The 24,298-nt window shown below is 72.4% G+C and carries 16 protein-coding genes; 7 read left to right on the forward strand and 9 right to left on the reverse strand.

Annotated features, from left to right (window positions below; all coding sequences use genetic code 11):
• Positions 1–20: 20 nt before the first annotated feature.
• On the reverse strand, positions 21–632 hold the full coding sequence (locus IEZ17_RS26545; protein WP_229852665.1) for a hypothetical protein: 612 nt from the start codon (positions 630–632) through the stop codon (positions 21–23).
• Positions 633–882: 250 nt separating this feature from the next.
• On the opposite strand from IEZ17_RS26545, the gene IEZ17_RS26550 reads away from it, so the two are divergent.
• Positions 883–2,340 carry an AfsR/SARP family transcriptional regulator gene (locus IEZ17_RS26550; protein WP_189304320.1) on the forward strand — a complete coding sequence of 486 codons (1,458 nt, stop codon included), beginning with the start codon at positions 883–885 and terminating at the stop codon, positions 2,338–2,340.
• Positions 2,341–2,493: 153 nt separating this feature from the next.
• Here IEZ17_RS26550 and IEZ17_RS26555 read toward each other — a convergent pair whose 3' ends face one another.
• Positions 2,494–2,895, reverse strand: coding sequence for a carboxymuconolactone decarboxylase family protein (locus IEZ17_RS26555; protein ID WP_189304322.1), 402 nt, complete (start codon positions 2,893–2,895; stop codon positions 2,494–2,496).
• An 84-nt stretch (positions 2,896–2,979) separates the two neighbouring features.
• On the opposite strand from IEZ17_RS26555, the gene IEZ17_RS26560 reads away from it, so the two are divergent.
• Both IEZ17_RS26560 and IEZ17_RS26565 read left to right on the forward strand, forming a co-directional pair.
• Positions 2,980–3,351: a LysR family transcriptional regulator gene (locus IEZ17_RS26560; RefSeq protein WP_189304324.1), complete on the forward strand. Its 372-nt coding sequence runs from the start codon at positions 2,980–2,982 to the stop codon at positions 3,349–3,351.
• Between the two features lie 5 nt (positions 3,352–3,356).
• Positions 3,357–3,908: a LysR family substrate-binding domain-containing protein gene (locus IEZ17_RS26565; protein ID WP_189304326.1), complete on the forward strand. Its 552-nt coding sequence runs from the start codon at positions 3,357–3,359 to the stop codon at positions 3,906–3,908.
• A gap of 68 nt (positions 3,909–3,976) precedes the next feature.
• Here the strand turns inward: IEZ17_RS26565 and IEZ17_RS26570 are convergent, their stop codons facing one another.
• The 5 genes from IEZ17_RS26570 to IEZ17_RS26590 form a co-directional block, all read right to left on the reverse strand.
• The gene (locus tag IEZ17_RS26570) at positions 3,977–4,405 is read right to left on the reverse strand and encodes a MarR family winged helix-turn-helix transcriptional regulator (RefSeq protein ID WP_189304328.1); all 429 of its coding nucleotides are present in this window, start codon (positions 4,403–4,405) and stop codon (positions 3,977–3,979) included.
• A gap of 67 nt (positions 4,406–4,472) precedes the next feature.
• Positions 4,473–6,317 carry an asparagine synthase (glutamine-hydrolyzing) gene (asnB, locus tag IEZ17_RS26575; protein ID WP_189304330.1) on the reverse strand — a complete coding sequence of 615 codons (1,845 nt, stop codon included), beginning with the start codon at positions 6,315–6,317 and terminating at the stop codon, positions 4,473–4,475.
• Between the two features lie 408 nt (positions 6,318–6,725).
• Entirely contained in the window at positions 6,726–7,670 is a 945-nt protein-coding gene (locus IEZ17_RS26580) for an ornithine cyclodeaminase family protein (RefSeq protein ID WP_189304332.1), read from the reverse strand.
• Positions 7,671–8,196: 526 nt separating this feature from the next.
• Positions 8,197–12,744, reverse strand: a complete 4,548-nt coding sequence (locus IEZ17_RS26585) for a cation-translocating P-type ATPase (RefSeq protein ID WP_189304334.1) — start codon at positions 12,742–12,744, stop codon at positions 8,197–8,199.
• Between the two features lie 538 nt (positions 12,745–13,282).
• Positions 13,283–14,530: a citrate synthase gene (locus IEZ17_RS26590; protein ID WP_189304336.1), complete on the reverse strand. Its 1,248-nt coding sequence runs from the start codon at positions 14,528–14,530 to the stop codon at positions 13,283–13,285.
• 112 nt (positions 14,531–14,642) lie between these two features.
• Here IEZ17_RS26590 and IEZ17_RS26595 point away from each other — a divergent pair, with 112 nt between their 5' ends.
• The 4 genes from IEZ17_RS26595 to IEZ17_RS26610 all read left to right on the forward strand — a co-directional run bounded on the left by IEZ17_RS26595 (position 14,643) and on the right by IEZ17_RS26610 (position 20,885).
• A complete protein-coding gene (locus IEZ17_RS26595) occupies positions 14,643–15,812 on the forward strand; it encodes a citrate synthase/methylcitrate synthase (protein ID WP_189304338.1) in 1,170 nt (389 codons plus the stop codon).
• A gap of 247 nt (positions 15,813–16,059) precedes the next feature.
• The gene (locus IEZ17_RS26600) at positions 16,060–17,619 is read left to right on the forward strand and encodes a cellulase family glycosylhydrolase (RefSeq protein WP_189304341.1); all 1,560 of its coding nucleotides are present in this window, start codon (positions 16,060–16,062) and stop codon (positions 17,617–17,619) included.
• Between the two features lie 257 nt (positions 17,620–17,876).
• The gene (locus IEZ17_RS26605) at positions 17,877–18,104 is read left to right on the forward strand and encodes a hypothetical protein (RefSeq protein WP_189304342.1); all 228 of its coding nucleotides are present in this window, start codon (positions 17,877–17,879) and stop codon (positions 18,102–18,104) included.
• A 324-nt stretch (positions 18,105–18,428) separates the two neighbouring features.
• On the forward strand, positions 18,429–20,885 hold the full coding sequence (locus tag IEZ17_RS26610; protein ID WP_189304344.1) for a SpoIIE family protein phosphatase: 2,457 nt from the start codon (positions 18,429–18,431) through the stop codon (positions 20,883–20,885).
• An 813-nt stretch (positions 20,886–21,698) separates the two neighbouring features.
• On the opposite strand, the gene IEZ17_RS26615 is transcribed toward IEZ17_RS26610, so the two are convergent.
• Positions 21,699–21,905, reverse strand: coding sequence for a hypothetical protein (locus IEZ17_RS26615; RefSeq protein WP_189304346.1), 207 nt, complete (start codon positions 21,903–21,905; stop codon positions 21,699–21,701).
• A 645-nt stretch (positions 21,906–22,550) separates the two neighbouring features.
• A complete protein-coding gene (locus IEZ17_RS26620) occupies positions 22,551–24,272 on the reverse strand; it encodes an acyl-CoA dehydrogenase family protein (RefSeq protein WP_189304349.1) in 1,722 nt (573 codons plus the stop codon).
• Between the last annotated feature and the right edge of the window lie 26 nt (positions 24,273–24,298).

Here is a 24,298-nt window from a genome sequence, read left to right on the forward strand (position 1 = left end):
GGCGGGTCGGCGGGACGCCGTCACGCCCCCGGGATGGCGGCGCGGAACTTCTTGGTCAGATCGGCGCCGCGGATCACCCCGCCCTGGTGGTACTTCAGCCCCCAGGCGTCGATCACCGAGCCGTCGGCGAACATGCAGCTGGAGATCGCCTTCGACGGGTCGGTCTCGTTCCTGGGGCCCCAGCCGCCGCCGTCCGTGGGCTTGTTGCCGAACATGGCGGTGCCGTTGATGCCCTGGCAGTAGGCGATGGACGGATTGCCGGGACTGCTCGGGCCGTTGGGCTTGCGGACATAGGCGAGCGCGGCCAGGGTCGGCTTGTCCGCGGCCAGCGTGTCCGCGGCGATCATGATCTTGCTGCCGTCGTCGGCGGCGAAGACGCACATCTCGCGTTCACCGCCCAGCGGGGTGAGCTTGTTGCCGGTGCCGGTGTAGTAGGGGACGCGGGTCTCCGCCGTGCCGCCCTGCTTCTCGCACCAGGTCGCATCCGCGGACAGGTGGTGCCGTGCGGGAGCGGCGGCCGGTCCGCCACGGGCTGTACCGGCCATGTTGGCGGCGTTGGCCGCGTTGGCCGCCACGGCCGTACCGCAGACCAGGACGAGAACGGACACGGCAACGGCTGGGGAGCGCTTCACGCTTCCTCCTCAAGGACGATCGATGGGGGACGTCGCCGGCCGGGCGCTGTGCACCCGCCCATCCTCAGCACCCCTCGTCGCATCGTCAACGCACGTCATCCGGCCTCCCGGCGGGCCCGACGACATTGACGCGTTCCCGAGGGTGCATCCCGGGCGACGTGCCCCGACCGGGGATCGGATCCGGCCAGTAACGCGGACGTAACTCCCGTGCCCACCACACCGGTTCGGAACCGGTTAGAGTGTCCGGCCCATGAATCCCCCACTGCTGCGCATTCGCCTGCTCGGCGGGTTCCGGCCGGTACGCGAGGGCGGGGCACCGCTCGTGGAGCGGTGGTCGCGGCCCGGCGCCCGGACCCTGGTCAAGCTGCTGGCCCTCGCTCCGGAGCATGCACTGCACCGCGAACAGATCATGGCCGTGTGCTGGCCGCACGCCGAACTCCGCGCCGCGCTGGGCAGTCTGCGGGTGGCGCTGCACACCGCCCGGCACGCGCTGGAGCCCGAGCTGCCGCCGCGCGGTACCTCCGCGTATCTGACCGGCGACGGCGACCTGCTGCGACTGGCGCCGGACACGGTACGCGTGGACACCGACGAGGCCGAAGTCCTCGCCCGGCAGGCGCTGAGCAGCGGCGGACTCCGCGAACTGGCCCATGCCCTGGAGGCGTTGACCGGCGAGCTGCTGCCCGAGGACCGCTACGCGCCCTGGGCGGAGGCGGCCCGCGAGCGGCTGGCGCGACGACGGACCGACCTGCGGCGCGCACTGGCCGAACACCGCCGGTCCCACGGCGGCGGGGCGGTGCGGCCCGAGGCGGACGCGGCGCGGGTACGGCTGGACTGGGCGCTGCACCTGGACCGTTCGGGACGGTACGGAGAAGCCGTCACCGTGGTGCGCCAGGCCCTGCGCTCCTACGAACGCCAAGGGCTGTGCGATGCCGCCGCGCTGGCCGCCGCCCGGCTGGCCGAGGTGCTCGGCCGCAGCCGCGGCGCCGAGGCGGCGCTGGCGGTCCTGGACGCCCATCCGCCCGGCTCCGGTGCCCCCGACGACATCCGGGCCGCACAGCACATGGCGCGCTCGGCGGTGCTGTCCTACTGCGGCCGGTACGAGGAGGGACTGGCCGCCGCGCGGGCGGCGGAGCGCTGTGCCGAAGCCGCTCGGGGGGCCGACCATCCGGTGCTGCTGGCCCGTTCGCTCGCGCAGCAGACCGTCTGCCTGGGCCTGTCCGGGCTCGCGGACGAGGCGGCCGGTCCCGCCGAATCGGCGCTGGCACCGGCCGAGGAGTCCGGTGACCGGGCACTGCTGGCCACCGTGCTGTCCGTACTGCGTGAGACCGAGCGCCGTGCGGGGCGGCACGGGGATGCACTGGCGTACGGGCGCCGCGCGCTGGCCCTGGCGGAACAGGCGGGCCGTCCCACGGCCACCGCCTTCGAGCGCGCCAACCTGGCGGAACTGCATCTCCTGCTCGGCGAACGGGCGGACGCCGAGCGGCTGGCGCTGGCCTCGGTCGAACTGGCCGATCCGTTCGGCGGAACGGCACTGGCCTTCGCACTGACCGCGCTGGCCCGCGTACGGGGCGGGGTGGCGCCGAAGGAGGCCGAACGACTGCTGGAGCGGGCCGGACGCTGCGCGAAGGAGGGCGGGCACCTTCAGGCCATCGACGAGGTGCGGTCGGCCCGGGCCGAGTTGGCGGAGCCGCGCCATCCACTGCCGTGAGTACCGGCCGACGATCCTCCTCGACGGTCGGTACTCACGGCAGCGGATTCTGCTCCGCGCCGGGGGTCTCGGGTGCTCTTGCGGCGGGAGTGCCGCAGGCGTCCGCCGACGGCACTCCTCGCGTCCAGGTGGGCGACGGCGGCATCGGGATGGTCAGCCGAGGTTGGTGAGGGGGAGCAGGCCGCGCTCGGCGAAGACCTTCTTGGCGACGAGCGTGGCGTTGATCGACCGCGGCATGCCGCAGTAGACGGCCGAGTGCAGCAGTGCCTCGGTTATCTCGGTAGCGGTCAGGCCCACGTTGAGCGCCGCGTTGATGTGCACCTCCAGCTCGATCTCGCAGCCCCCGAGGGCGGCCAGCACGCCCAGGGTGACCAACTGCCGTTCCCGCGGGGGCAGCTCGGGCCGGGAGTACATGTCGCCGAACGCCCACGCCACCACCTGGTGGCCCAACTCCGGCGAGGTGTCCGCGAGCGAGTCGACGATGCGCGCTCCCGCTTCGCCGTCCACCTGCTCCAGCACCTTCATGCCGTACTCGTAGCGCTCTTCGCGGTTCATGGATTCTCCTCAGGTTCGGGTATGCGCTCCGGTCGGCCGGTGCGATGTCTCCAGCCTGGCCTGAAAGTGGTCCGCATCTGCTCCGTGGGCATCACTGGCTATACTTCCCATGCCTGGGAGGTATGGATGGAGCTACGGCTACTCGGCTATGCGGTCGCGATCGCGGAAGCGGGCAGTATCAGCGGCGCGGCGCGCCGGCTGCATCTGACCCAGCCCACCCTCAGCCGCCAACTGAGCGAAATGGAAAGGCAGTTGGGCATCAAACTGTTCGTCAGGGAGGGGCGCGGGCTGACGCCGACGCAGGCCGGACAGGTGCTGGTCCGGCGTGCGGCCACCGTGCTCGCGGAGGCGGAGGCCGCACTGAAGGACGTGCAGCTGGCCGCGCAGGGCATGACCGGGCGGCTGACCGTGACGTTCGCCGGTTCGGGCTCAACGGACCGCTCGGTGGCGCGCTGAGCCGGGTGCGCCGTGAACTTCCCCGGGTGGACCTCCAGTTGGAGGAGAGTTTCAACGACGCCGAGATGTCGGCCGGGGTGCTGGAGGGCCGTTTCGACCTCGCGGTCCAGCGCCTCCCGATGCGCGATGCCCGGCTGGCCACCCAGGTCTGGTGGCGTGAGCCGCTCACCCTGTTCCTGCCCGCCGGCCATCCGCTGGCCCACCCCTCCGAACCCGCCCCGCTCGCGGCACTGGGCCAGATCCCCCTGGTCATCTGGCCCCGGGAGGTTTCACCCCGGTCCTACGACGAGATCATCGCGCTCTGCCACGGCGCCGGCCTTGTGCCGCGGATCAGCGCGGAGGGCCGCAGCGTGCAGACGCTACTGGCCCTGGTCGCGGCCAAGTTCGGCGCCGCGGTGCTCGCCGACTCGCACCGTGCGCTGCGCCGCATCGGCGTCACGCCCCGGCCGCTCGCCGACACCTCGACCACCCTGCACCTGGTCTGGCGGGCCGACGACACCAACCCGCTCGTCGAGCGGCTGCGCACCGTCCTCACCGACGCACGGGGCCGCGTGTGACACGTGCTTGCTGCCAAGGCCGGCAGGCGCGGGCCGGGGAGGGCGGGCCGAATCCGCCGCGCAGCCGCTCAGTCCCCGGCCTCCGCGAGTCGGCGCAGCAGCGGCTCGACCTCGGCGAGCCGGCGGACCTCGTCCGGCTGGAGCGCGCCGAGGCGCCGGGCGAGCACCTGCGCCTCACCCCGGGCGACGTCCGCCAGTGCCGCGGCGCCCTCCTCGGTGGGCAGGACCCGGCTGGCACGCCGGTCCTTCGGATCCGCCTCCCGGCGCACCAGGCCCGCCGACTCCAGGCAGAGGACCGCGGCGGTGGCGGTCGGCTGGGAGCAGGGCACCCACTGCGCGATCTCGCCGATCCGGGACGGCCCGCGCTGGGTCAGCAGCGCCAGCACGGCGATGTGCGTCAGCTGGATGCTGTCCGCGGTGGCGGACCTGCGCAGGCTCCGGGTGAGCCGGTGCAGCGAGATCACCAGTTGTAGCGCCGCGTCGTCACCGATCGTCATCGCCCACCCACCGCCTGCCGTACCGGACCCGGTCCGCAACGGATCCCTGCTCAGGTCCCGTTGTGGATCAGGAGAGCGTAATGGCGGGGGAGTACATCTCCAACCAGAGGGCCAGGTCCAGGGTCCGTTCGAGTCCGCGCCGTGATGCCTGGGTGATCTGCGGCGCCTCGTGGTCCGCCGCGCGCTTGAGCCAGTCGCGGTCGATCAGGTCGAAGACCTGGTGCGAGGGGCGCGCCAGCAGGTCCTTGGCGTGCTGCTGGAGCGCGACGGCGTACTGCGGGTCCTGCGTGGAGGGGTACGGGCTCTTCACCCTGTCGTACACGGTCCTGGGCAGCACATCGGCGGTGGCCTCGCGCAGCAGGCTCTTCTCCCGCCCGTCGAAGGACTTCAGGGACCACGGGGTGTTGTAGACGTACTCGACCAGGCGGTGGTCGCAGAACGGGACCCGCACCTCCAGCCCGACGGCCATGCTCGCCCGGTCCTTGCGGTCCAGGAGGATCCGGACGAAGCGCGTCAGGTGCAGGTAGCAGATCTTCCGCATCCGGAACTCGAAGTCGCTCTCCCCGTCGAGCCGTTCGACGTCCTTCACGGCGCGGTCGTAGCCGTCCTGGATGTAGGAGCCCAGGTCGAGGGCGCCGGTGACGTCGGAGGTGAGGATGTTCCCGTCGTCGCCGAAGTGCTCGGCGAACCGGACGAGCCAGGGGAAGGTGTCGGCCTTGCGGGCCTCCTCGTCGAAGAACTGCTGGTACCCGCCGAAGACCTCGTCGGCCGACTCGCCCGACAGGGCCACCGTCGAGTGCTGCCGGATCGCCTTGAACAGCAGGTAGAGGGAGGCGTCCATGTCGCCCAGGCCCATCGGCAGGTCGCGGGCGCGCAGCACCTTGGCGCGCACGTCGAGGTCGGCGAGGGCCGCGGAGTCCAGCACGATGTCCTGGTGCTCGGTGCCGGCGAGCCGGGCCACGTCGTGCACATAGGGCGTGTCGGGGGTGGCGCGCAGGCCGTCGGCGACGAAGTTCTCGGTCTGGCCGACGAAGTCGACGGCGAAGCTCCGCACCGTCTCGCCCACGTCGGCCAGCTGACGGGCCGCCAGCGCCGTCATCGCCGAGGAGTCCAGCCCACCCGACAGCAGGGTGCAGCGCGGCACGTCGGAGACAAGCTGGCGGCGGACGATGTCGTCGAGCAGCGTCCGTACGTGGGAGACGGAGGTCTCGCGATCGTCCTGGTGCGCCCGGGTCCGCAGCGACCAGTAGACGTGCCGGCGCAGTCCGTCGGCGTCGACGGTGACCACGGTGCCCGGCTCGACCTCGCGCATGCCGTCCCACACGGCGTGCCCGGGGGTCTTGACGAAGGCGAACAGTTCACGCAGACCGTCGATACCCACCCGCCGCTCGGCGAGCGGGTTGGCGAGGATCGCCTTGGGCTCGGAGCCGAACAGCACGCCGTCGGCTGTGGGGTAGTAGTAGAACGGCTTGATGCCCATCCGGTCGCGGATCATCACCAGCCGCCGGCGCTGCTCGTCCCAGACCGCGAACGCGAACATCCCGTTGAGGTGTTCGGCGACCGCCTCTCCCCACTCCAGGTAGCCGCGCAGCACCACCTCGGTGTCGGAGTCGGTGGTGAAGTGGTGGCCCCGGGTGGCGAGTTCACGGCGCAGCTCGCCGAAGTTGTAGGTCTCACCGGAGTAGACGATGGCGACCCGGCTGCCGTCGGGGCGCTCGGCGGTCATCGGCTGACGTCCGCCGGGCAGGTCGATGATCGCCAGGCGCCGGTGGCCGAGGGCGGCGGGCCCCTGCACCCAGGTGCCGCGGTCGTCGGGCCCGCGGCAGGCCATCGTCTCGGTCATCGCGTCCACGGTCGCCTGCTCGGAGCGCAGATCGCGGTCGAAGGAAATCCAGCCGGTGATGCCACACATGCCATGTCCTCCTGCTCCGAACCCTGGGGCCGCCGGTGCCGCGGGACAGCGCGAGGTGCCGCGGCAGAAGGGGGGCCGGGAGGGGCGGGCAACGCCGATGAGCGGTCGCCCGACCCGCTCCACCAGAGTCAGTTGTATCGAGCACCTATGTAAGAAGGGTGTTCCTCGGAGGCAGGCCGCGTCAAGCGGGGCGTCACACGGGATGGGGTGCGCACAGCGCGCCGCGGTGTGCAGGACGGGGCGCCGGCGGCCGGCGCAGCGGCTCTGAGCTGCGGGTTCGCCGTGGGGGAGGGTGTCGGGCGGCGGTCGGGTCGTCCTACGGGAATGAGGAAAAAGGTTCTATCGGGAGGTGACGGACGCGGGCGCGTCCCGGGCCGCGCGGCCCGCGCCACAACCGGTCGTGCGCCGTCAGACGGCCTCGTACGCCGCGCCCGCGACCGCGAGGTCCTCCCAGGCCATGCCGACGCTCTTGAAGAGGCGGGGACGGTCCGGGTCCGCGGAGGCCGCTCCGGCGGCCAGGTCGGCGAGTGTCACCAGTGCCTCCGGGGCGAGCCGGCCGCTCTCCAGCTCCGGGATGAGGTCGCCGGCTTCGCGGGCCGCGGCGGCCCGGGACTCGACCACCACGGTGCTGCCCAGCACGGTGGCGCCGTCCACCTCGCGGCTGCCGCGTTCGTGGGAGCCGACCGCGGTCACCGTGGCGTGCGGCGGGAGCAGGGCGCCGTCGAACAGCGGGGTGCGGGCGGTGGTGCAGCAGGCGACGAGATCGGCGGTGGCGACCGCGGACGGGTCACCGGCCTCGACGGTGAGGCCGGTGACCCGGCGGGCCGCCGCGACGAACCGCTCGACGCGCGCGGAGGTGCGTCCTACGACGGTCACATGGGTGAGCGGACGCACCGCGCGCAGCGCCTCCAGGTGGCCGCGGGCCTGGGGGCCGGTGCCGAACACCACCAGGCGGCCGGCCCCGGCGACGGCGAGCAGGTCGGCGGCGAGGGCCGAGACGGCCGAGGTGCGCACGGTGGTCAGCGCGATCCCGTCGAGCAGTGCGACCGGGGTGAGGGTCGCGGCGTCGAAGAGCAGGTACTGGCCCTGGATGCGGGGGAGTCCGGCGGCCGGGTTGTCCGGGGCGACGGTGGCCACCTTGACGCCCGCATAGCGGCTGCGGTGCGCGGGCATCAGGAGCAACTGGCCGTGCTCGACAGGCACGATGGTGCGCGGTGGATCGGCTTCGGGGTCCGGCCCGTCGCGCAGCGCGGCGCGGAGCGCCTCGACGGCCGCGGCCATCGGGAGTGCGTGCCGCAGACCGGCCTCGTCGATGGTCCGGGGCAGGCGGGGGACCGGGGGTGTGGCATCCATACCGCCGAGTCTGCCCCTGCCCGGTGCGGGGATGCGTGATCCACCAGGCCCCAGGGGGGGTGGTGGACGGCCCGCACTCCCGCCGCCCCGGAATCAATGCACCGTGTCCTCCCGGCCGGCTCCCGTTCCTCCGGCACAGCCCCGTTTTCCCACCGGAGCACGGCAAGCGCGACCGCGGGGCCGCCGCGTCCGGTACGGAAGGCGGGCTCGTCAGGAGGCGGGCTCGGGGTGCAGTGGCAGGTGGCAGGTGGCAGGTGGCAGGTGGCAGACGACAGGCGGTAAGGCGGAAGTCGCAGGCTGGTACGGGGAGTTGGGTCGGAAAAGTCACCCAGCGCAGCGCGGCGGAAGGCGTCCCGAGCCGTTGCCGTTGCCGAGGGGCGCGGGTGCGGGCCGGTCGGGTGCGAGGAGGAGGGACCGTCACCGCGGCACCGGCGTGCTCGGCCGCGGTCCGGCGCCACTTCGGAGCGTTTCCGGAAGTTCGGGCCGGCTGACCGGCTGACCGGCTGACCGGCTGACCGGCTGGCGGTCAGCGTGTCACGTGCACAGGCGGGCCCAGGGTGGCTGCCACGCGGGTGAGCAGGTCCTCGACGGGTGGCAGCATCCACGGGGAGAGCGCGGCAACGCCGACCGAGGCGCCGACCCCTGTCCAGGCCACCGGGCCCAGTGGCGTGCATCCGAAGAAGTGGCTGATCCCGGGTGTCTGGACGATGCCGGCCAGGACGAGGGCGGAGCCGAAGGCGGTCGCCATCGTCAGGGGACTGTGCTGCCGGCCCCTGACGGTCTGGGTGAGCTGGGCTCCCACCACTCCGCACAGTGCCATGGTGCTGGTGCGCCGGGCAGAGCCGGGGGTGAGCCGGCCGATCAGCCATGCCGTGGTCGCGCCGAGCCCGGTGACCAGGCCGCGCTGGCGGATCTGATGGGCCAGCGGAGCCCCCAGGGCCGCGATACCCACCGGGGTGTCGTCCGAGGGGGGCTCCTCGCTCGGCTTCACGTCCTGGGGCGTGACGGCCACCGCCATGGCCGGGAACATGTCGGTGAGAAGGTTGACCAGCAGCAACTGCCGTGTGGACAGAGGCGAGACGCCGTCGAGCAGCGTGCCCAGCACGGTGAAGCCGACCTCGCCGAAATTGCCGCCGATCAGGATGCTGATGGCGTCGCCCACGCTGCGCCACAGGGCCCGTCCCTCGGCGACCGCGTCGACGAGGACGGACAGCTCGTCACCGGTCAGGACCAGGTCCGCCGCGTTCCGGGCCGCGGCCGACCCCCGCGCCGCGATGCCGACACCGACGTCCGCGGCGCGGATGGCGGCGGCGTCGTTCGCCCCGTCGCCGACCATGGCCACCACGCGCCCTGCCTCCCGCAGCGCCTCGATGACCTGGAGCTTCTGCTCCGGGGCGACGCGGGCCACCACGCCGCAGTCCCGCAGGAGTTCGGCCCGGCCGGCCCGGTCGAGGGCGGACAGCCGGTCGCCGGTGACCATGGTGACGTCCGCCGGCCAGCCCAGGGACACGGCGACCGTGCGGGCGGTCTGCGGGTGGTCACCGGTGAGTATCACCGGCCGCAGTCCTGCCTGGCGCAGCCCGGCCACCAGGGGAGCGGAACTGGCCCGCGGTGTGTCGGCCAGTGCCACGAATCCCAGGAACTCCAGCCCCTGGAGCGGCTCGTCGAGCACGTCGGACACATCACCGGGAGAAAGCCGCCGCCGGGCGACGGCGAGGAGGCGCAATCCCTCACCGGCCAGGGACTGAGCCCTCTCCTCCGTATCAGGGGGGACGTCCGTGCAGCACGGCACCACGACCTCGGGCGCCCCCTTGACGACCAGTTGCGGCTCGTCGTCGGCGTGTTGCCCGACGGCAGCCGCGTAACCGCGACTGGCTTCGAACGGCCGGGTGTCGCTCTGCACCCACTTCCGGTCGAGCGGGGCCGCGGCGAGTACGGCCTCGTCGGTGGCGTGTGCGTGAACGCCCGTTTCATCGGCGTCCGGGCAGGCCCGGGCCGCGGTCAGCAACACCTTGGCGGGCTCGGGGTCGTCGGTCGTGTAGGCGGCGCCTCTGGTGGTGACCAGGCGCACGACGCGCAGCCTGTTCTCGGTCAGGGTCCCGGTCTTGTCGAAGCACATGGTGTCGATACGGCCCAACGCCTCCAGCGTGCGTGGTGCGCGCACCAGCACCCCACGCCTGCTGAGCCTGCGGGCCGCAGCCATCTGCGCGACCGTCGCCACGAGCGGCAGACCCTCCGGGACCGCTGCCACCGCGACCGCGACCCCGCCGCCGACGGCCTCGCGCACCGGCCTGCCGCGCAGGAGGGACAGTGCGGTGACCGCCGCTCCGCCCGCGAGGGTGAGCGGCAGCACCCTCTTCGTCAGTTCCTGGAGTCGGGCCTGGACACCCGCCGCGGGCGGCACCCGCGTGGCCAGGGACGCGGCGCGCCCGGCCTGTGTCTGGCCGCCGGTACCCACCACGACGGCACGCCCCCGCCCGGCCACCACCGTTGTGCCCTCGTACACCATGCAGCTACGGTCCGCCACGGCCGCGCGCGGTGTTGCGGCCACCTGCTTGCGGGTCGGCAGCGACTCACCGGTGAGGGCGGATTCGTCCACTTCCAGATCGGCTGCCTGAAGGAGTCGGGCATCGGCGGGTACCACGTCGTCCGTGGCCAGTTCGATCAGATCACCCGGCGCGAGCCGGGCGGCGTCCACCGTCGCGGTCGCCCCCGTCCGGGAGTCGGTGACGAGCCGGACCGTCTGCCGCTGGCCCACGGCGAGCGCTGCCAACGCGCGCTCGGCGCGCAACCGCTGCACCCCGCCCACCAGGGCGTTCATTCCCAACGCGCCGGTGACCAGGAGCGCGTCGACGGTGGACCCGAGAACCGCCGAGGCAGCCGCGCCGACCGCGAGAACAGGGGTGAGGGGATCGTCGAGTTCCGCGCGTACGGCCGTGAACAACGAGACCGTCATGCGCGCCGGGGTGAAGACCGGCAACTGGGCCACGGCGTCCACGCGCGTACGCGCCCTGGACAGTACGCCGGGCACCGTCCGGGGCCGCTCGGCCAGCCGCGACAACGCCTCAAGGGGGTGCAGGGTGTGCCAGGGGACGCGCGGCCCGGGGCGGGGCGCCTTGCGGCCGGCGGCACCGTACGCGGCCCGCCAGCCCGTGAACAAGGCCGCGCCGGCAGCGGCGTTGACGGGACTCAACCGGATCCCGGCCGGCAGGAGCACACGGCGTGCGGGAGAACCTCCCGTGACCACCAGCAGCCCGGACAGCGCCGCCCCCGACTGGGCAAGGGTCTTGGAGCGGCGGCCCACGGCACGCGCGGCGGGAGCGGCGGCCAGCAGACGCCACACCCCCTCCAGACCGTTCAGCACCAGAACGTCCGCGCCCCAGACCACGGCACCGCGCTCGTCGGTGACGGACAGGGCGAGATCACCGGCCAGCAGCCCCGCGAGCAGGTGCTGACCGGCGGTGTCGTCATGGCTGATGCGGGCGACGGTCAGGACCACCCGTCCCTCGTCCTGGAGCTCGCGCACCACCTCGGCCAGCGGCCGTTCGGAGGCGACGACGGTGTCCGCCAGGGCACCGAATTCGCCGAGCGAAGGGTCGTCCACCATCACCACGCTCAGGCCGGCCCGGCGCGCCGCGTCCAGTACGTCCTCGGCGAGCGGGTCGAGCTCCCACCCGACCCCGACGATGCCGACGTCCGCCCCGCCCGCGGACGCGATCATCGAGCCGGTCTCCGCCGGCTCCTCCTCGCCGGGCGCCGGCCGCAGGTCCACCGCAACCCCGTCGACGGCAGCCGTCGCGTCACCGGAGCCGCGCAGCGCCGAGGTCGCCGCGTGCCACAGCCGGTCGTGGTCCCACGAGTCCGACGTGGGGCGGACGTCGAGGACAGTCCGACGCCGGCCGTGCAGGGCGCCCGGGTGAAGGACCACGGTGTCCACGAGCTCCAGTTGCCGCAGCCGCTCGACGCCGCGCACCAGCATCCCGCCATGGGCCAGCGCCAGGCCCAGCGCCGACGTGAAGGCCGCGGGTCCATAGCGTGCGGCCTTGGGCGATCCGGCCAGCACTGCTTCCGCGGCCCCCGCCAGACGGCGGGTGAACACCAGTGTCGCGACCGCGCCCACCAGGCTTCCCGCGACCGCGACACCGGCGTACTCCTCGCCCGGGTTCGGCCGCACCGGCGGCCGGGGCAGCCCGGCCCCGGACAGGCTCGGCCGGTCCGGTACGCACAGGGCGTCGTGTGCGGTGTCGAACGCGGCGGCCCGGGCCAGCGCCTCCGCCAACTGGCCCGTTCGCAGGGCCCCGTCCAGGACGAGGGCGACCGGCGACTGACCCAGTCCGTGCGCGGCGGCATGGACGGCCGCCAACGCCAGATCGGTCCCTGCCGCGCCGAGCCGGCGGTGCAGCACGCCACGGACCCGGGAGTCCTCCCGCAGTACCGTCACCGCCGCGGTGACCAGCCGCGGGGGCCGCTTCAGCCGCATCATCCGCGCCGACACCGCCGTGGCGATGCCCGCCGTATCGCAGGCCAGGGCCAGAGCCGCGGCCCGAACCTCACCGATGCCCCCCGGATGCGGCAGCTGCGGTTCTTCCCCACCCCCGCGGTGCTCCAGTCCGTACCCGGTGGCCAACTCCGCCGCCCGGCGCTCGACCGCCCCGACCAGCGCCTCCCCGGCCACCTGGATCACCAACCTGGACAGGCCCGCGTCCCAGTAGGCAAGGAGCACGTCCGGGTGCTCCTGCACGGCCGCCGCCACCTTCTGTGCGGCCTGCTCCAGCCCCGTGACGTCGGTGGCGCCGGGGCGCGGGCGCAAGGGCAGCTGAAGCCGGCTTCCCGCGCGCCAGCAACCGTCGTCGGGAGTGAGCGCGCGACGGGCCACCCGGGTCACGCGCACCGCCGTGGCCGATGCCTCGGCCGCGGCGTTCGCCGCAGTGCGCACACCGGCGAAGGCAAGCTCGGCAGCCCCGCGCCGCAGCGCGTCGGCCGGGGAGGCGAGATGACGGACGACCCGGGCCGGAACGGCAAGCGCCCGACCAAGACCGGCCGCAGGCAAGCCGGTCAGTAATCGCAGCACCACTGTCCTACTTTCGCGAGAAAGCCGCACCGGTTGTGACCGCGGTGGGGAGAGAGCTGTGCCCGAGACGGCCGGACAGCCGCCGGTTTCTGCCGGACGGGTCAGCCGGCCGCCTGGCCCGACGGCGTTTCGGCGTTGATCGGCACCGTACCGCCGCCTCGGCCGTGAGCCCGGAGCGATGTGGGCGTCGGCGCGCCCTTCACCCGCTTGGGGGCGCGGTGGGGGTCCGTTGGCGAACGCTGCTGGTCACCGGCCGGAGGGGCGGTGCCCCACCGCCGTTCCCGGGGATCCGCTGCGCCGGCCACACCACTGCGGCGCCGGCGGCCACCGCCGGCCACTCGACCACGCCCAGGATGCCCCGATCCTCCGGTACCCCTCGGCCGCAATGCCAGGGTCTCTCCTGCCAACGGCGGGTCTCCGGACGGGAAGTGACACCTGAAGACCGAAGCGGTCGTAGGCACCAGCCCCGGCATTGCAGCGGATGAGGACGATGCCGCCGTAACCGGGGCCGGCTCGCCCCTCACGGCACGGGCCCAACCCCTCACGGCAAGGGTTGCGGCGGCCTGGGGCCGCGGTACTGGCCGCTGGGACGCATACGGATGGGGCGCTCCTCGTACTCCTCCAGCGCATGGGCGATCCAGCCGGCGGTGCGGGCGACGGCGAAGACCGTTTCGCCCGCCTCGGAGGGCATCCCCGTCGCGACCGTGAGGACCGCCAGCGCCAGATCGACATTGGCGTGCAACGCGGTGTGCCGGGCAGTGGTCGCGACCACGTCGCGGGCGGCCTTCAGGGCGGGCTGAGCGCGCGGTACGTCCGCCAGCAGCCCGAAGAGGGTGCGCGCCCGCGGGTCCTCGCCCGGGTAGAGGATATGGCCCAGGCCCGGGACCCGGCGGCCCGCCCGGAGGTGATCGGCGACGGCGGCGGCTGCGCTGCCCCGGTCCAGCACCTCCAGCAACATCCGGTGCGCGGGTCCGCTCGCCGCGCCGTGCAGCGGCCCGTCCAGTGCCCCGAAGCCGGCCGAGACGATCGCGTACGGATGGGCGCGCGCCGAGGCGGCGACCCGGGCGGCGAGGGTCGAGGCGGCCAGGTCATGGTCGATGAGCAGGACCAGCGCGGCGTCCAGGACGCGCAGGGACGGTGCGTCGGCCGGCTCGGAGGTCAGGCGCGACCAGAGGCGTGCGGCGAGCGGGCCGGCGGTGTGCTGCTCGGGGGCCTGCGGCGGCAGGGCGTCGACGAGGGTCGGGATGAGGCCGCGGGCGGTATCGAGGACGGCGTCCTCGGACAGGTCGAAGCGGAGCGGGTCGGCCGCTGCCGCGGCGATCAGCGCGACCCGTAGCCGGTCCATCTGCCCGCTGTGGGCCGGCAGGGCGGCAACCGCGTGGCGGGCCGCGGACAGCGCGTCCTGCGGCGCGGCGAACCGGATGCCGCGGTGCAGTTCGCCGGTCCACAGCCACTCGGCGACTTCCTCGTAGCTGTAGTGGGCGGCGAGCTCCGAGGTGTCGACGCCGCGGAAGTAGCAGTGGTCGCGGTCGATCAGGGTGATGCCCGTACGGACCGTCAACTCGCCGCCGGAGCCGGACGGTTCACGCCGCCCGGCACGCCGGGCGAGCGCGTCGACCTCCTTCGCGTCGAAGGTGCTGCCCCGACCGCCCGGTGCGCGGTGGCTGGTCAGCTGGCCGCGGCTGACATACGCGTAGACCGTCTCCGGCTTCACGCCGAGCCGGTCGGCCGCTTCCCGGGTGCTCAGCCGGCGCTCGCCCGGGTCCTGCGTCGTCTGTTGATCCGCCATGGCGCCACCGTATCCAGAGTCCTATGTATTGATTCAATCAATGTTGACGGTTCTTGTATCAAGCATAGATAGTCGAATCAATATCCAGGGAGGAAGAGCAAGGAGATCCGTCATGCCGATCGCCGAGGCGAACGCACCGATCGACGCACCCCGCGGACTCGCGGGGGTCATCGTCACCGAGACCCGACTGGGCGACGTCCGGGGCCTCGAAGGCTTCTACCACTACCGCCAGTACTCCGCCGTCGAGCTGGCCATGAGCCGCAGCTTCGAGGACGTCTGGTACCTGATGTTTCACGGCACGCTGCCGGACGCGGCCCAGCTGGCGGCCTTCAAGGCCGAGACCGCCGCCCTGCGCCCGCTGTCCGCCGTCGTCCGCGACGCGCTGCCCGCCCTCGCCCATGCCGGCGCACTCGCCGGCCCGCTCGCCGGACTGCGCACCGCGCTCTCGCTGTTCGGCGCCACGGCCGGTTTCCGGCCGCTCTACGACGTCGATGCCGACCAGCGCCGGGCAGACGCGCTCGCCGCCTGCGCCGCCGTGCCGACCCTGCTCACCGCACTCCACCGGCTCGGCCAGGGGCAGGAGCCCATCGAGCCGCGGGCGGATCTCGGCCACGCGGCCAACTACCTCTACATGCTCACCGGCCAAGAACCGGAGCCGGAGCAGGTCCGGGCGATCGAGGCATACCTGATCTCCACCATCGACCACGGCTTCAACGCCTCGACCTTCACCGCCCGCGTCATCACCTCCACCGGCGCCGACCTCGCGGCCTGCCTCGTCGGCGCCGTCGGCGCACTCTCCGGGCCGCTGCACGGCGGCGCGCCCAGCCGTGCCCTGGACACTCTCGATGCCATCGGTACCCCCGACCGCATCGACGCCTGGGTCCGCGACAGCGTGCTGCGCGGAGACAGGATCATGGGCTTCGGCCACCCCGTCTACCGCACCGAGGACCCGCGCTCCCGGATGCTGCGCGGTATCGCCGAGGAGTTCGGCGGCCCGCTGGTGGATTTCGCCGTCCAGGTGGAGACGCGGGTGGAGGCGCTGCTGGCCGAGCTCAAGCCGGGCCGCGAGCTGCACATCAACGTGGAGTTCTACGCGGGCGTGGTCATGGAGCTGTGCGGGCTGCCGAGGGAGATGTTCACGCCCACCTTCTGCGCGGCCCGTGTCGTCGGCTGGAGCGCCAACATCCTGGAGCAGGCCGAGGATTCGAAGATCATTCGCCCGGCTGCCCGGTACGTCGGCCCGCCCCCGCCGCAGCCGCTGCCCGCCGTCGCGCCCCGCTAGCCCCTGGCGTCGACTCCCGCCTGTCGAATGTCGCTTGTCGCCACCGGCAGCCCCTGCGCGCGGACGGCGGGAACTCGACGAGAGGACAGCAGGCGGGATTCAACCCGTGAACAAGGGCCCTCGCCCAGGCCCCGGGTGAGGGCCCTTGCTGCGTCGTGCAAGGCCGGTGGTGGTTGATCACGTGCGCCGGGTAGTGAGTCGTAGTCGAGCTGACTAAGCGTCACATGATCTCCATCGGGAGTCTGTTATGCGTCTGCGCCGCGCCGTCACGACCTTCGCCCTGAGTGTGGCCCTGCTGTGCGCCGTCCCGGGTCCCGTCCCCGCTGCGGCCCGGGAAGCTGTCGCGCGGACGGCCGCCGGGGCCGCGCCGGCAGTCACCCGGGACGGAGCGACAACCGCCCGGCCCGTACCGTCAGGCACCCTCACCTCGCCCGACGGCCGTACGCTCTTCACCGATCGGCACGGCCGCGTCCTGCGGCTGCGCGGGCTCAACCTGGGCAAGACCGACACGGTCACCGAGCAGCACGTCGCCCAACTGGCCCACGACGGCTTCGACTTGATGCGTCTCAACATCCAATGGGAGAAGGTCGAACCGCACCGCCGTCACTACGGCACCACCTATCTGCGCTACCTCGACCGGGTCCTGGGCTGGGCCGACCGCTACCGGGTACTGGTCCTGATCGACTGGCATCAGGACGTCTTCGGCCCGGCGTTCGGCCACAACGGCATCCCCGCCTGGGCCACCCGCACCGACGGACTGCCCTTCGAACCCGACCCCGACGACTGGTTCGCGGACTACTTCCAGCCCGCTGTACAGGCCGCGTTCACGCACCTGTACGACGACCCCGACCTGCGTGCCGCCCAGACTGCCGTATACGCCAAGGTCGCCACCGCGCTGCGCGGACACCGGTCCCTGCTGGGCTACGACCTCTTCAACGAGCCGTTCGGGCCGGTCCCCGGCGACCCGGCCAACCCCGACGACCAGATCCGTGCCTCCGCAGCCCTGGAACGCGGCCGGTTGGCAGCGATGTACCGGCGGCTGATCGGCGCCGTCCGCTCCGCCGACCGCAATGCCTGGCTCTTCCTCGAACCCACCGTCCTGGTCGGCCAGGGAGTCCCGACCAGCCTGCCCGGCTTCCACGATCCACGGCCCGGCCCCGGCCGCTTGGGCTACGCCCCGCACTACTACGACACCGCCGTCGAATCAGGCGCCGACTGGAACCCCTCGGACCGCTTCATCGACCGCTACGAAGCCGGCATCGGCGGCTACCCCACCGCCCACCGGCTCCCGGTACTGGTCGGCGAGTGGGGCCCGCCCCAGGCGACGACCCCCGGGAACGCGGAGCTGATACGACGCCAGGTCGCCTCCATGGACCGTTTCGCCTCGGGCTGGGCGCTGTGGTACGACTGCCGCGCCGGCAACGGCAGCGGCTACTGCGCCTACAACCTCGACGGCAACCCCGCCCCCGGAAAAGAGCCGGCCTTCGCCCCGTACGCGCCGGCGGTGGCGGGGATCCCCGACACCGAGTCCTACACTCCCGCCACCGGCACGTACACCCTCACCCTGACCGCCGACCGCACCACACGCCGTGCCTGGACGCTGCTCTCCCTGCCCGCCACCACCTTCCCCGACGGAGCGCGGGTGTCCGTCACCGGGGCAGGCCCGGCGGTGGTGGTGGCAGGCGGTCCCGGCAGGGCCGGGCTGCTGCTCCCGGCGGCTCGGCCGGGAGCCACGGTGCGGGTGACGGCAACCATCCGCCCGCCCCACGTCGGCCGGCGTGCCCCGTCCCGCGTCGGCACGTCGTGAGGGCGCCCCTCGGTGACCGGTCACGGCGGACCGCACGGCCCGAGTGCACCGCGATGTCCGCACCGACGGCTTGCGGCCCCTACGGGCCAGGCGGTCACCGCGCGATTCGGTACAGAAGCGGACAAGAGGTGCCGGGCATGCGTCATCGGAGATGCGGCCACCCAGGTTGCCGGAGACTGTCCCGGCGATAGCGGTCGAATAACTTCTCTGCCGGGCGGATGTACCACGCCAGAGGGCCACAGGTAGGTTCTGCCCCCATGACAGAGAACGTCAATATCGACCGGCAGCAGCTGATGGTGGAGGCCCTCCAGGAATACGCGGCGTGCAGCGATGAGCAGCTGGACTGGATCCTGGGGCTCGTCCGGCATCGCATTGGATCCGCTCGCCGCATGGGGGTACCCGTGCCGGCTGAACTGGCCAGTAGGGTCTCGCGGCTGAGCGAGAAGCGCAGCTGGCCGCTCGATGATCCGGAGCAGCAGGCCTGAGTGCGGCATCCGCGGCCCCGTCGACGCCCGTGAAGAGCTCTCCTCACTGGCCCTTACCGGTGTGCCCGCCTCCGTAGGTGCCCGGGCCCGGCGCCCCCGTCCCCCTGGTCGTCCGCCGCGCCGCCCTGCCCGGCGCCGGCCGTGACCGCGTGCGCGAGCCCACGCGGGTGCCCTACGAAGCGCGCGGAGTGCTGCTACAGGCCGATACTGGGTTCCAGCCGCGCCGGACATCGCATCGGGGCGGAACGGTCGGATCGGGGCGGAACGTCGGCGCCCCGGGCCCTGACGCGCGGTCCCGATGGGACGGTACGAGGGTAGTAGGTGATGGACACACCGGTGACGACGCTGAGCGAGGGCCCGGACGACCCGTTCGCAGTGCGTTGCTCGGCCTCCGCGCTACTGGACGACAGAGGGCGCGTCGTCGGCTGGAGCAAGCGTGCCGAGGCGCTGCTCGGCTACTCGTCCGAGGAAGTGCTGGGGCGGACCGCGTGCGACGTCCTGCTCGACCCGCGCGACGAAGACGTCGTCATGGCCGCGGTGGCGGCCTGCGTGAGCGCCGGGGGCTGGTTCGGGGTCCTCCCGGTACGGGACCGCGGCGGGAGGCGGGTAGAGGTGGGCTGCCGGGTCCGGGCGGTGGCGCGGGCGGACGGCGGTACCGAGTGGGTTCTCGTCGGCGCTCCCGCGGAGCAGGTGATCCAGTGGGAGACGGACCGGTCGGTCCTGGACGGGATGTTCCGCCGGACCCCGATCGGCATTGCGGTGCACGCCCCCGATCTGAGCCTGCTGCGGGTGAACCGGGCCATCGCGCGGTTCGGCGGCATCCCGGCCGAGCACTACCGCGGGCTGCGCACCGGCGACTTCGTCGTCAGCCGGGACGCGGAACTGGTGGAGGCGAAGCTGCGGCGGGTCCTCGAAACCGGTGAGCCGCTGATCTTCACCGAGCAGCCCTGCCATCTGCGGCACGACCCCGACCGGGATCTGGTCGTCTCCGTGTCGGCCTTCCGGATGCAGGACTCCGCCGGCCGCACCCTCGGCGTCACCCAGATGGTCGAAGACGTCACCGACCGCTACCGGGCACGCCGGAGACTGGCACTCCTCAACGAGGCCGGTGCCCGTATCGGCACCACCCTCGACGTGGAGCGCACGGCGCGCGAACTGGCCGACGTGGCGGTCACCGAACTCGCCGACTGCGTCTCCGTCGACCTGCTCGAACCCGTCACCCGCGGTCAGGAGCCGGGCCGGGAAACGCCGGCCACCGTGGTCAGGGCGGCCGTCCGGAGCATCTCGGAGCCTCCCTCGGTGATGTATCCGGTGGGCCACACGACGCAGTTCCCACCCGAGGCCCCGCAGGGCAGATGCCTGGCCGAGCGTCGCCCCGTCCTCGAACCGGTCCTGGAACTCTCTCCCGGCTGGTACTCCCTCGACCCGGCCAAGGCCGAGCGGGTCCTCGAACTCGGTGTCCACTCGCTCATCGTCGTGCCGCTGATCGCGCGCGGCCTCGTACTGGGCGTGGTCAGCCTGTGGCGGTGGCAGCGGCCCGAGCCGTTCGAGGAGGACGACCTCACGCTGGCCGAGGAGTTCGCCGCCCGGGCCGCCGTCTGCATCGACAACGCCCGCCGCTACACCCAGCAGCACCAGGCCGCGCTCGCCCTCCAGCGCAGCCTGCTCCCGCGCGAGGTGCCCGAGCACCCGGCGGTCGAGATCGACCACCGGTATCTGCCGGCCGACGCCACCGCCGGCGTCGGCGGCGACTGGTTCGACGTCATCCCGCTCTCCGGGCTGCGGGTCGCCCTCGTCGTCGGCGACGTGGTCGGCCATGGCATCCACGCGGCGGCCACCATGGGCCGGCTGCGTACCGCCGTCCACACCCTCGCCAACCTCGACCTGCCCCCGGACGAGGTCCTCTCCCACCTGGACGACCTCGTGGACCGGCTGGCGGCCGAGCAGGAGGCGACCGACGAACATGCCCCGCAGGTCGTCGGCGCGACCTGCCTGTACGCGGTCTACGACCCGGTCTCCCGGCGCTGCGCCCTCGCCCGCGCCGGTCATCCGCCGCCCGCGGTGGTGACCCCTGACGGACGGGTGGACTTCCCCGAACTGCCGGCCGGTCCGCCGCTCGGCCTCGGCGGACTGCCCTTCGAAGCCGCCGAGCTGGAACTGCCCGAGGGCAGTTTGCTCACCCTCTACACCGACGGACTCCTGGCGGCTCACCGCCGAGACCTCGACGAGGGCCTGGCCCAGTTGCGCGGGGCGCTGAGCCAACCCGCCCGCTCGCTGGGAGACATCTGCAAGGCGGTGGAGGACGCGCTGCTCCCCGAGCGTCCCGGCGACGACATCGCACTGCTCACCGCCCGCACCCGCTGCCTGGCCGAAAACAAGGTGGCCACCTGGGACCTGCCGGCGGAGGCGACCGCAGCCGCCGAGGGCCGGTCGCTCGTGGTGGCCCAGCTCAACGACTGGGGGCTGGCGGAAATGGCGTTCACCACCGAGCTGATCGTCAGCGAGCTGATCACCAATGCCTACCGCTACAGCACTGGCCCGGTCACCCTCCGCCTCATCCGGGACCGCCACCTGATCTGCGAGGTCTCGGACACCAGCAGCACCTCCCCTCATCTGCGCCACGCCGCCACCACCGACGAAGGCGGCCGTGGCCTCTTCCTGATCGCCCAACTCACCGAACGCTGGGGCACCCGCTACGTGCGCAACGGCAAAACCATCTGGGCGGAGCAGCCGTTGCCGTCGGTGCCTGGAGGAGCGGATCCCCACCCCTCCCGTGCATGAAGTGCGGTCCGCCGAACCCATCGAGAACGTCTCCGGCGGTTGTCGGCGGCGAGCACGGAGCCGCCGCCCACGTACCCGGCCGCGTCCGCGGCGCATTCCCACGGCGTGGCGTATGGATTCCGGCACACAGGCAGGTTGAGCGGGGCGGAGATTCCTGGCACGCGGTCAGGATGGTGCCCGCGACGCCCCAAACGAGGCTGCTGCCCTGCGGCGCAGCGGGCATGAAGGCCGCCAGGTGGGTGTGTCCTTGTCGATGCCGTGGACGAGCCCGTCGCCGCCGCTGGCGAGTGCAAGGTCGCATCGGTCAGGGGGAGTTGGGTGATCCGGCGCTGGGCAATACCGTCCGGTGTGGTCGCATGTCCAGGCATGGAGATGCGCCGGGCAGCAGATCCCGGTCAATGGCCTGTACGACGACGCCGGCCAACCCGTCAGCCTGAACAGGCGGACAGCGTGGCCGAGTTCGATGTGCGCAGAGCATGCAGCCGGCACGCAAAGCTCCCGCCCCCCCGGTCGGGCGGGGGCTTTCGTGGTGTTGCCCTGCTTCGCCCCGCCGCATTCTTGGTCAGCGGGGCGAAGCAGGCCGGAGCGGCTGACGCGGGCCCGGGTCGGCTCACCTCGCGGCGGGAACACGTCCGCGCCTCTTTGTCGGTGAGCAACGGTCCCTGCCCATCCGGGTCCGGGATCGTCAAGTGCCCCTACGGCCGCACAGACTTTGTCGGCTACCCGATACGTGATCCAGGAAGCCGCATTTTCCCCCAGCGGCCTGGGGTGATTCCAAAGCCCGGTGGCTGAGCGCCGTGCGCAAGCCGTGTCTCAGAGCGCAATCGGGCCCAGCGGGATGTCCGAGACGGTGATGCCGATGGACTTCACGGAGCCTTCCAGGACAGGCACGCCACCGGGACCCTGGGTGACCTTCGCGACCAGACCGTCCACGGTGCCACCGACGGAGAGGCCACCGGCGACGCCGTCGAGGTCGGCGTCGGATATCTCGCGGGTCTCAATGGGGGAGGAGTTGCTCATGACGATGAGCGTCCTTTCTTCTCTGGTAATGGGTCGCAATGCGTAGCGCACCGCAGCGGGAACCCTTGTCCTGACTCCCGCCGTGATCCAGAGCAAATCACGCTCGCGTGGGGCGTGGTGGACCAAACGCCCCACCCTTCACGTGCTGTACACACCAGCTCTTGAAGCGGAATGCCGACGTCACACAGCACCCCGATGCAACCAACGGGACCCCGTTCGGGCAGGGACTTTTCGTGGGTGGGCTCAGCCGGAGCGAGCATCGTCGAGGTGGTCCGTGTCGCCCTCGATGATCCGGCTGACGGGGAGTCATGACGCAGGTGGGTGCCGTGAGTCTGGGGCGGCAGGACATCGCCGCCCACGAGCACCTGGCCGCCGCCGGCTTCCCCGACGCCGTGGATGCCCACGAAGTACCCCCATGCCTGGACGGACCGACTCGCCCCGGACGGGAGGCTCCTGACGCCACAGCGACGTCGCGGCGTGCCACGATGGTTCGCTCGACTCCGTTGATGCCCCGGTCATCGGTGAAGCACTGCCCAGGAACACCGCTACGACGTCGAGTGCTGGCGACACGGCAGGCTCGGACGGCGTCCTCGGACGTCGCCCGAGCCTGCCGAAGAGCTGTCATGCGGTCTGGCTGCTCCGGTGTTACGGGGCCATCTCGTACGCTCCGGACAGCGCCTCGACGCGCTCCCAGACCCGCTTCGAGCGGGCGTCGTCGACGACCGGACGCCGGACCGCGCCCAGCGCCCAGCTCTGCTGTTCCGCGGTGGCCGAGTCCTTGCCGTGCAGCTCGACGGCGTGCGCGGAGAAGTCGCGTACGAGGACGGCGAACAGTTCGTCCAGCACGTCGGCGTCGAGGCCGGTCAGGTGTGCCTGTTCCAGGATCAGCTGGGCGTGCACGATGAGCGCGAAGAGCTGGCCAACGGCGAGCAGGAGGTCGAGGTCGCGACTCTGCTTCTCGTCGGGAGCCGCGGTGGTGACGAACTCGCAGAGGGCGTCCGCCTGTTCGCGGAGGCGGGCGACGTTGGGCGTCTCGGCGTAGGCGTCGAATGCGGCCCGCCAGTCGTGGAAGCGGATGGATCCCAGGCCGCGGGCCGGTCCCTGCCGGAAGAGGAACGCGTCGTCGGCCGCGTCGAGGCGCGTGGGCACCGCTTCGTAGTCGGTGGGGTTCAGCAGGTGGTTGCCCATGAACTTGAGGATCAGGGCGAGGTTGACGTGGACCGTGCCCTCCAGCTTCGGCAGGCCTCGGATCTCGGTGGCGGCCTGGGCGAAGTAGGTGTCCTTCTCGAAGCCCTTGGCCGCGATGACGTCCCACATCAGGTCGATGACCTTCTCGCCCTCGGTGGTCACCTTCATCTTCGTCATCGGGTTGAAGAGGAGGTAGCGGCGGTCGTCGGGGCCGGCGGAGCGGAAGTAGTCGACGGCGCGGTCGCTGAACAGCTTCATCCCGACGAGCCGTACGTAGGCGTCGGTCAGTTCGCGGCGCACGTGCGGGAAGGCGGTGACCGGGCGGCCGTAGAGGATGCGGTTCTGCGCATGGGTGACGGCCTCGTACATCGCGTGCTCGCAGATGCCGATGGCGCCGGTGCAGAGGTTGAACTTGCCGACGTTGACGGTGTTGAGGGCGGCGTCGAAGGCGGCACGGCCGGTGTGCAGGATGTCGTCCTGGCCGACCGGGTAGTCCTCCAGGCGGAACTCGCTGACGTACTTGGAGGAGTCGACGACGTTCTTCACCAGCTGGTAGGCCGGGTGACGGCTGTCGGCGGCGAAGAAGACGTAACCGTCCGGGCCCTCGATGTCGGTGCGGCGGCCGAAGACGGAGACGAGTCCGGCGGCGTTGCCGTTGCCGATGTAGTACTTGGAGCCGCTGGCGCGGAATCCGCCGTTACCGTCGGGCTCCAGCAGCATGTCGGTGGAGTAGATGTCGGCGCCGTGGGCCTTTTCGGAGAGGCCGAAGGCGAACACCTCGCCCTGGTCGAGGAGTTCGGCCGCACGGGCACGGGCGGTGGCGTTGTCGCTCTGCCAGACCGGGCCGAGACCGAGGATGGTGACCTGCCAGGCGTACCAGTAGTCGAGCCCGTAGAAGCCGAATATCTCGTTGAGGGCGGCGATGCGGGCGGTGTCCCAGCGCTTGTCCGGCTGTCCGTCGGCGGCGGAGGCCGGGGTGAGGAAGGTCGCGAACAGCCCTTCCTTGGCGGAGAACGCGAGGAAGTCCGCCAGCCAGGTACGGGAGCGGTAGTCCTCGATCAGCTGGCGCTTGCCGCGGTCCTCGAACCAGTCGACGGTGGCGCGCAGCAGCCTGCGGGTCTCGGGGTCGAAGTGCGCCGGGTCGTAGGTGCGGGGATTGAACAGCAGCTGGTCGGCCATGGCGGGTCGCCTTCCGGATCGGGGTG

Origin of the sequence: Streptomyces albospinus (assembly GCF_014648695.1) — a bacterium.
GTDB lineage: Bacteria > Actinomycetota > Actinomycetes > Streptomycetales > Streptomycetaceae > Streptomyces > Streptomyces albospinus.

Bases quoted from the DNA above. Each gene is read 5' to 3' on its own strand.
- IEZ17_RS26550 (WP_189304320.1), top strand. From the start codon at position 883: ATGAATCCCCCACTGCTGCGCATTCGCCTGCTCGGCGGGTTCCGGCCG.
- IEZ17_RS26555 (WP_189304322.1), bottom strand. From the start codon at position 2,895: ATGAACCGCGAAGAGCGCTACGAGTACGGCATGAAGGTGCTGGAGCAG.
- IEZ17_RS26570 (WP_189304328.1), bottom strand. From the start codon at position 4,405: ATGACGATCGGTGACGACGCGGCGCTACAACTGGTGATCTCGCTGCAC.
- asnB (WP_189304330.1), bottom strand. From the start codon at position 6,317: ATGTGTGGCATCACCGGCTGGATTTCCTTCGACCGCGATCTGCGCTCC.
- IEZ17_RS26580 (WP_189304332.1), bottom strand. From the start codon at position 7,670: ATGGATGCCACACCCCCGGTCCCCCGCCTGCCCCGGACCATCGACGAG.
- IEZ17_RS26590 (WP_189304336.1), bottom strand. From the start codon at position 14,530: ATGGCGGATCAACAGACGACGCAGGACCCGGGCGAGCGCCGGCTGAGC.
- IEZ17_RS26595 (WP_189304338.1), top strand. From the start codon at position 14,643: ATGCCGATCGCCGAGGCGAACGCACCGATCGACGCACCCCGCGGACTC.
- IEZ17_RS26600 (WP_189304341.1), top strand. From the start codon at position 16,060: ATGCGTCTGCGCCGCGCCGTCACGACCTTCGCCCTGAGTGTGGCCCTG.
- IEZ17_RS26605 (WP_189304342.1), top strand. From the start codon at position 17,877: ATGACAGAGAACGTCAATATCGACCGGCAGCAGCTGATGGTGGAGGCC.
- IEZ17_RS26610 (WP_189304344.1), top strand. From the start codon at position 18,429: ATGGACACACCGGTGACGACGCTGAGCGAGGGCCCGGACGACCCGTTC.
- IEZ17_RS26615 (WP_189304346.1), bottom strand. From the start codon at position 21,905: ATGAGCAACTCCTCCCCCATTGAGACCCGCGAGATATCCGACGCCGAC.
- IEZ17_RS26620 (WP_189304349.1), bottom strand. From the start codon at position 24,272: ATGGCCGACCAGCTGCTGTTCAATCCCCGCACCTACGACCCGGCGCAC.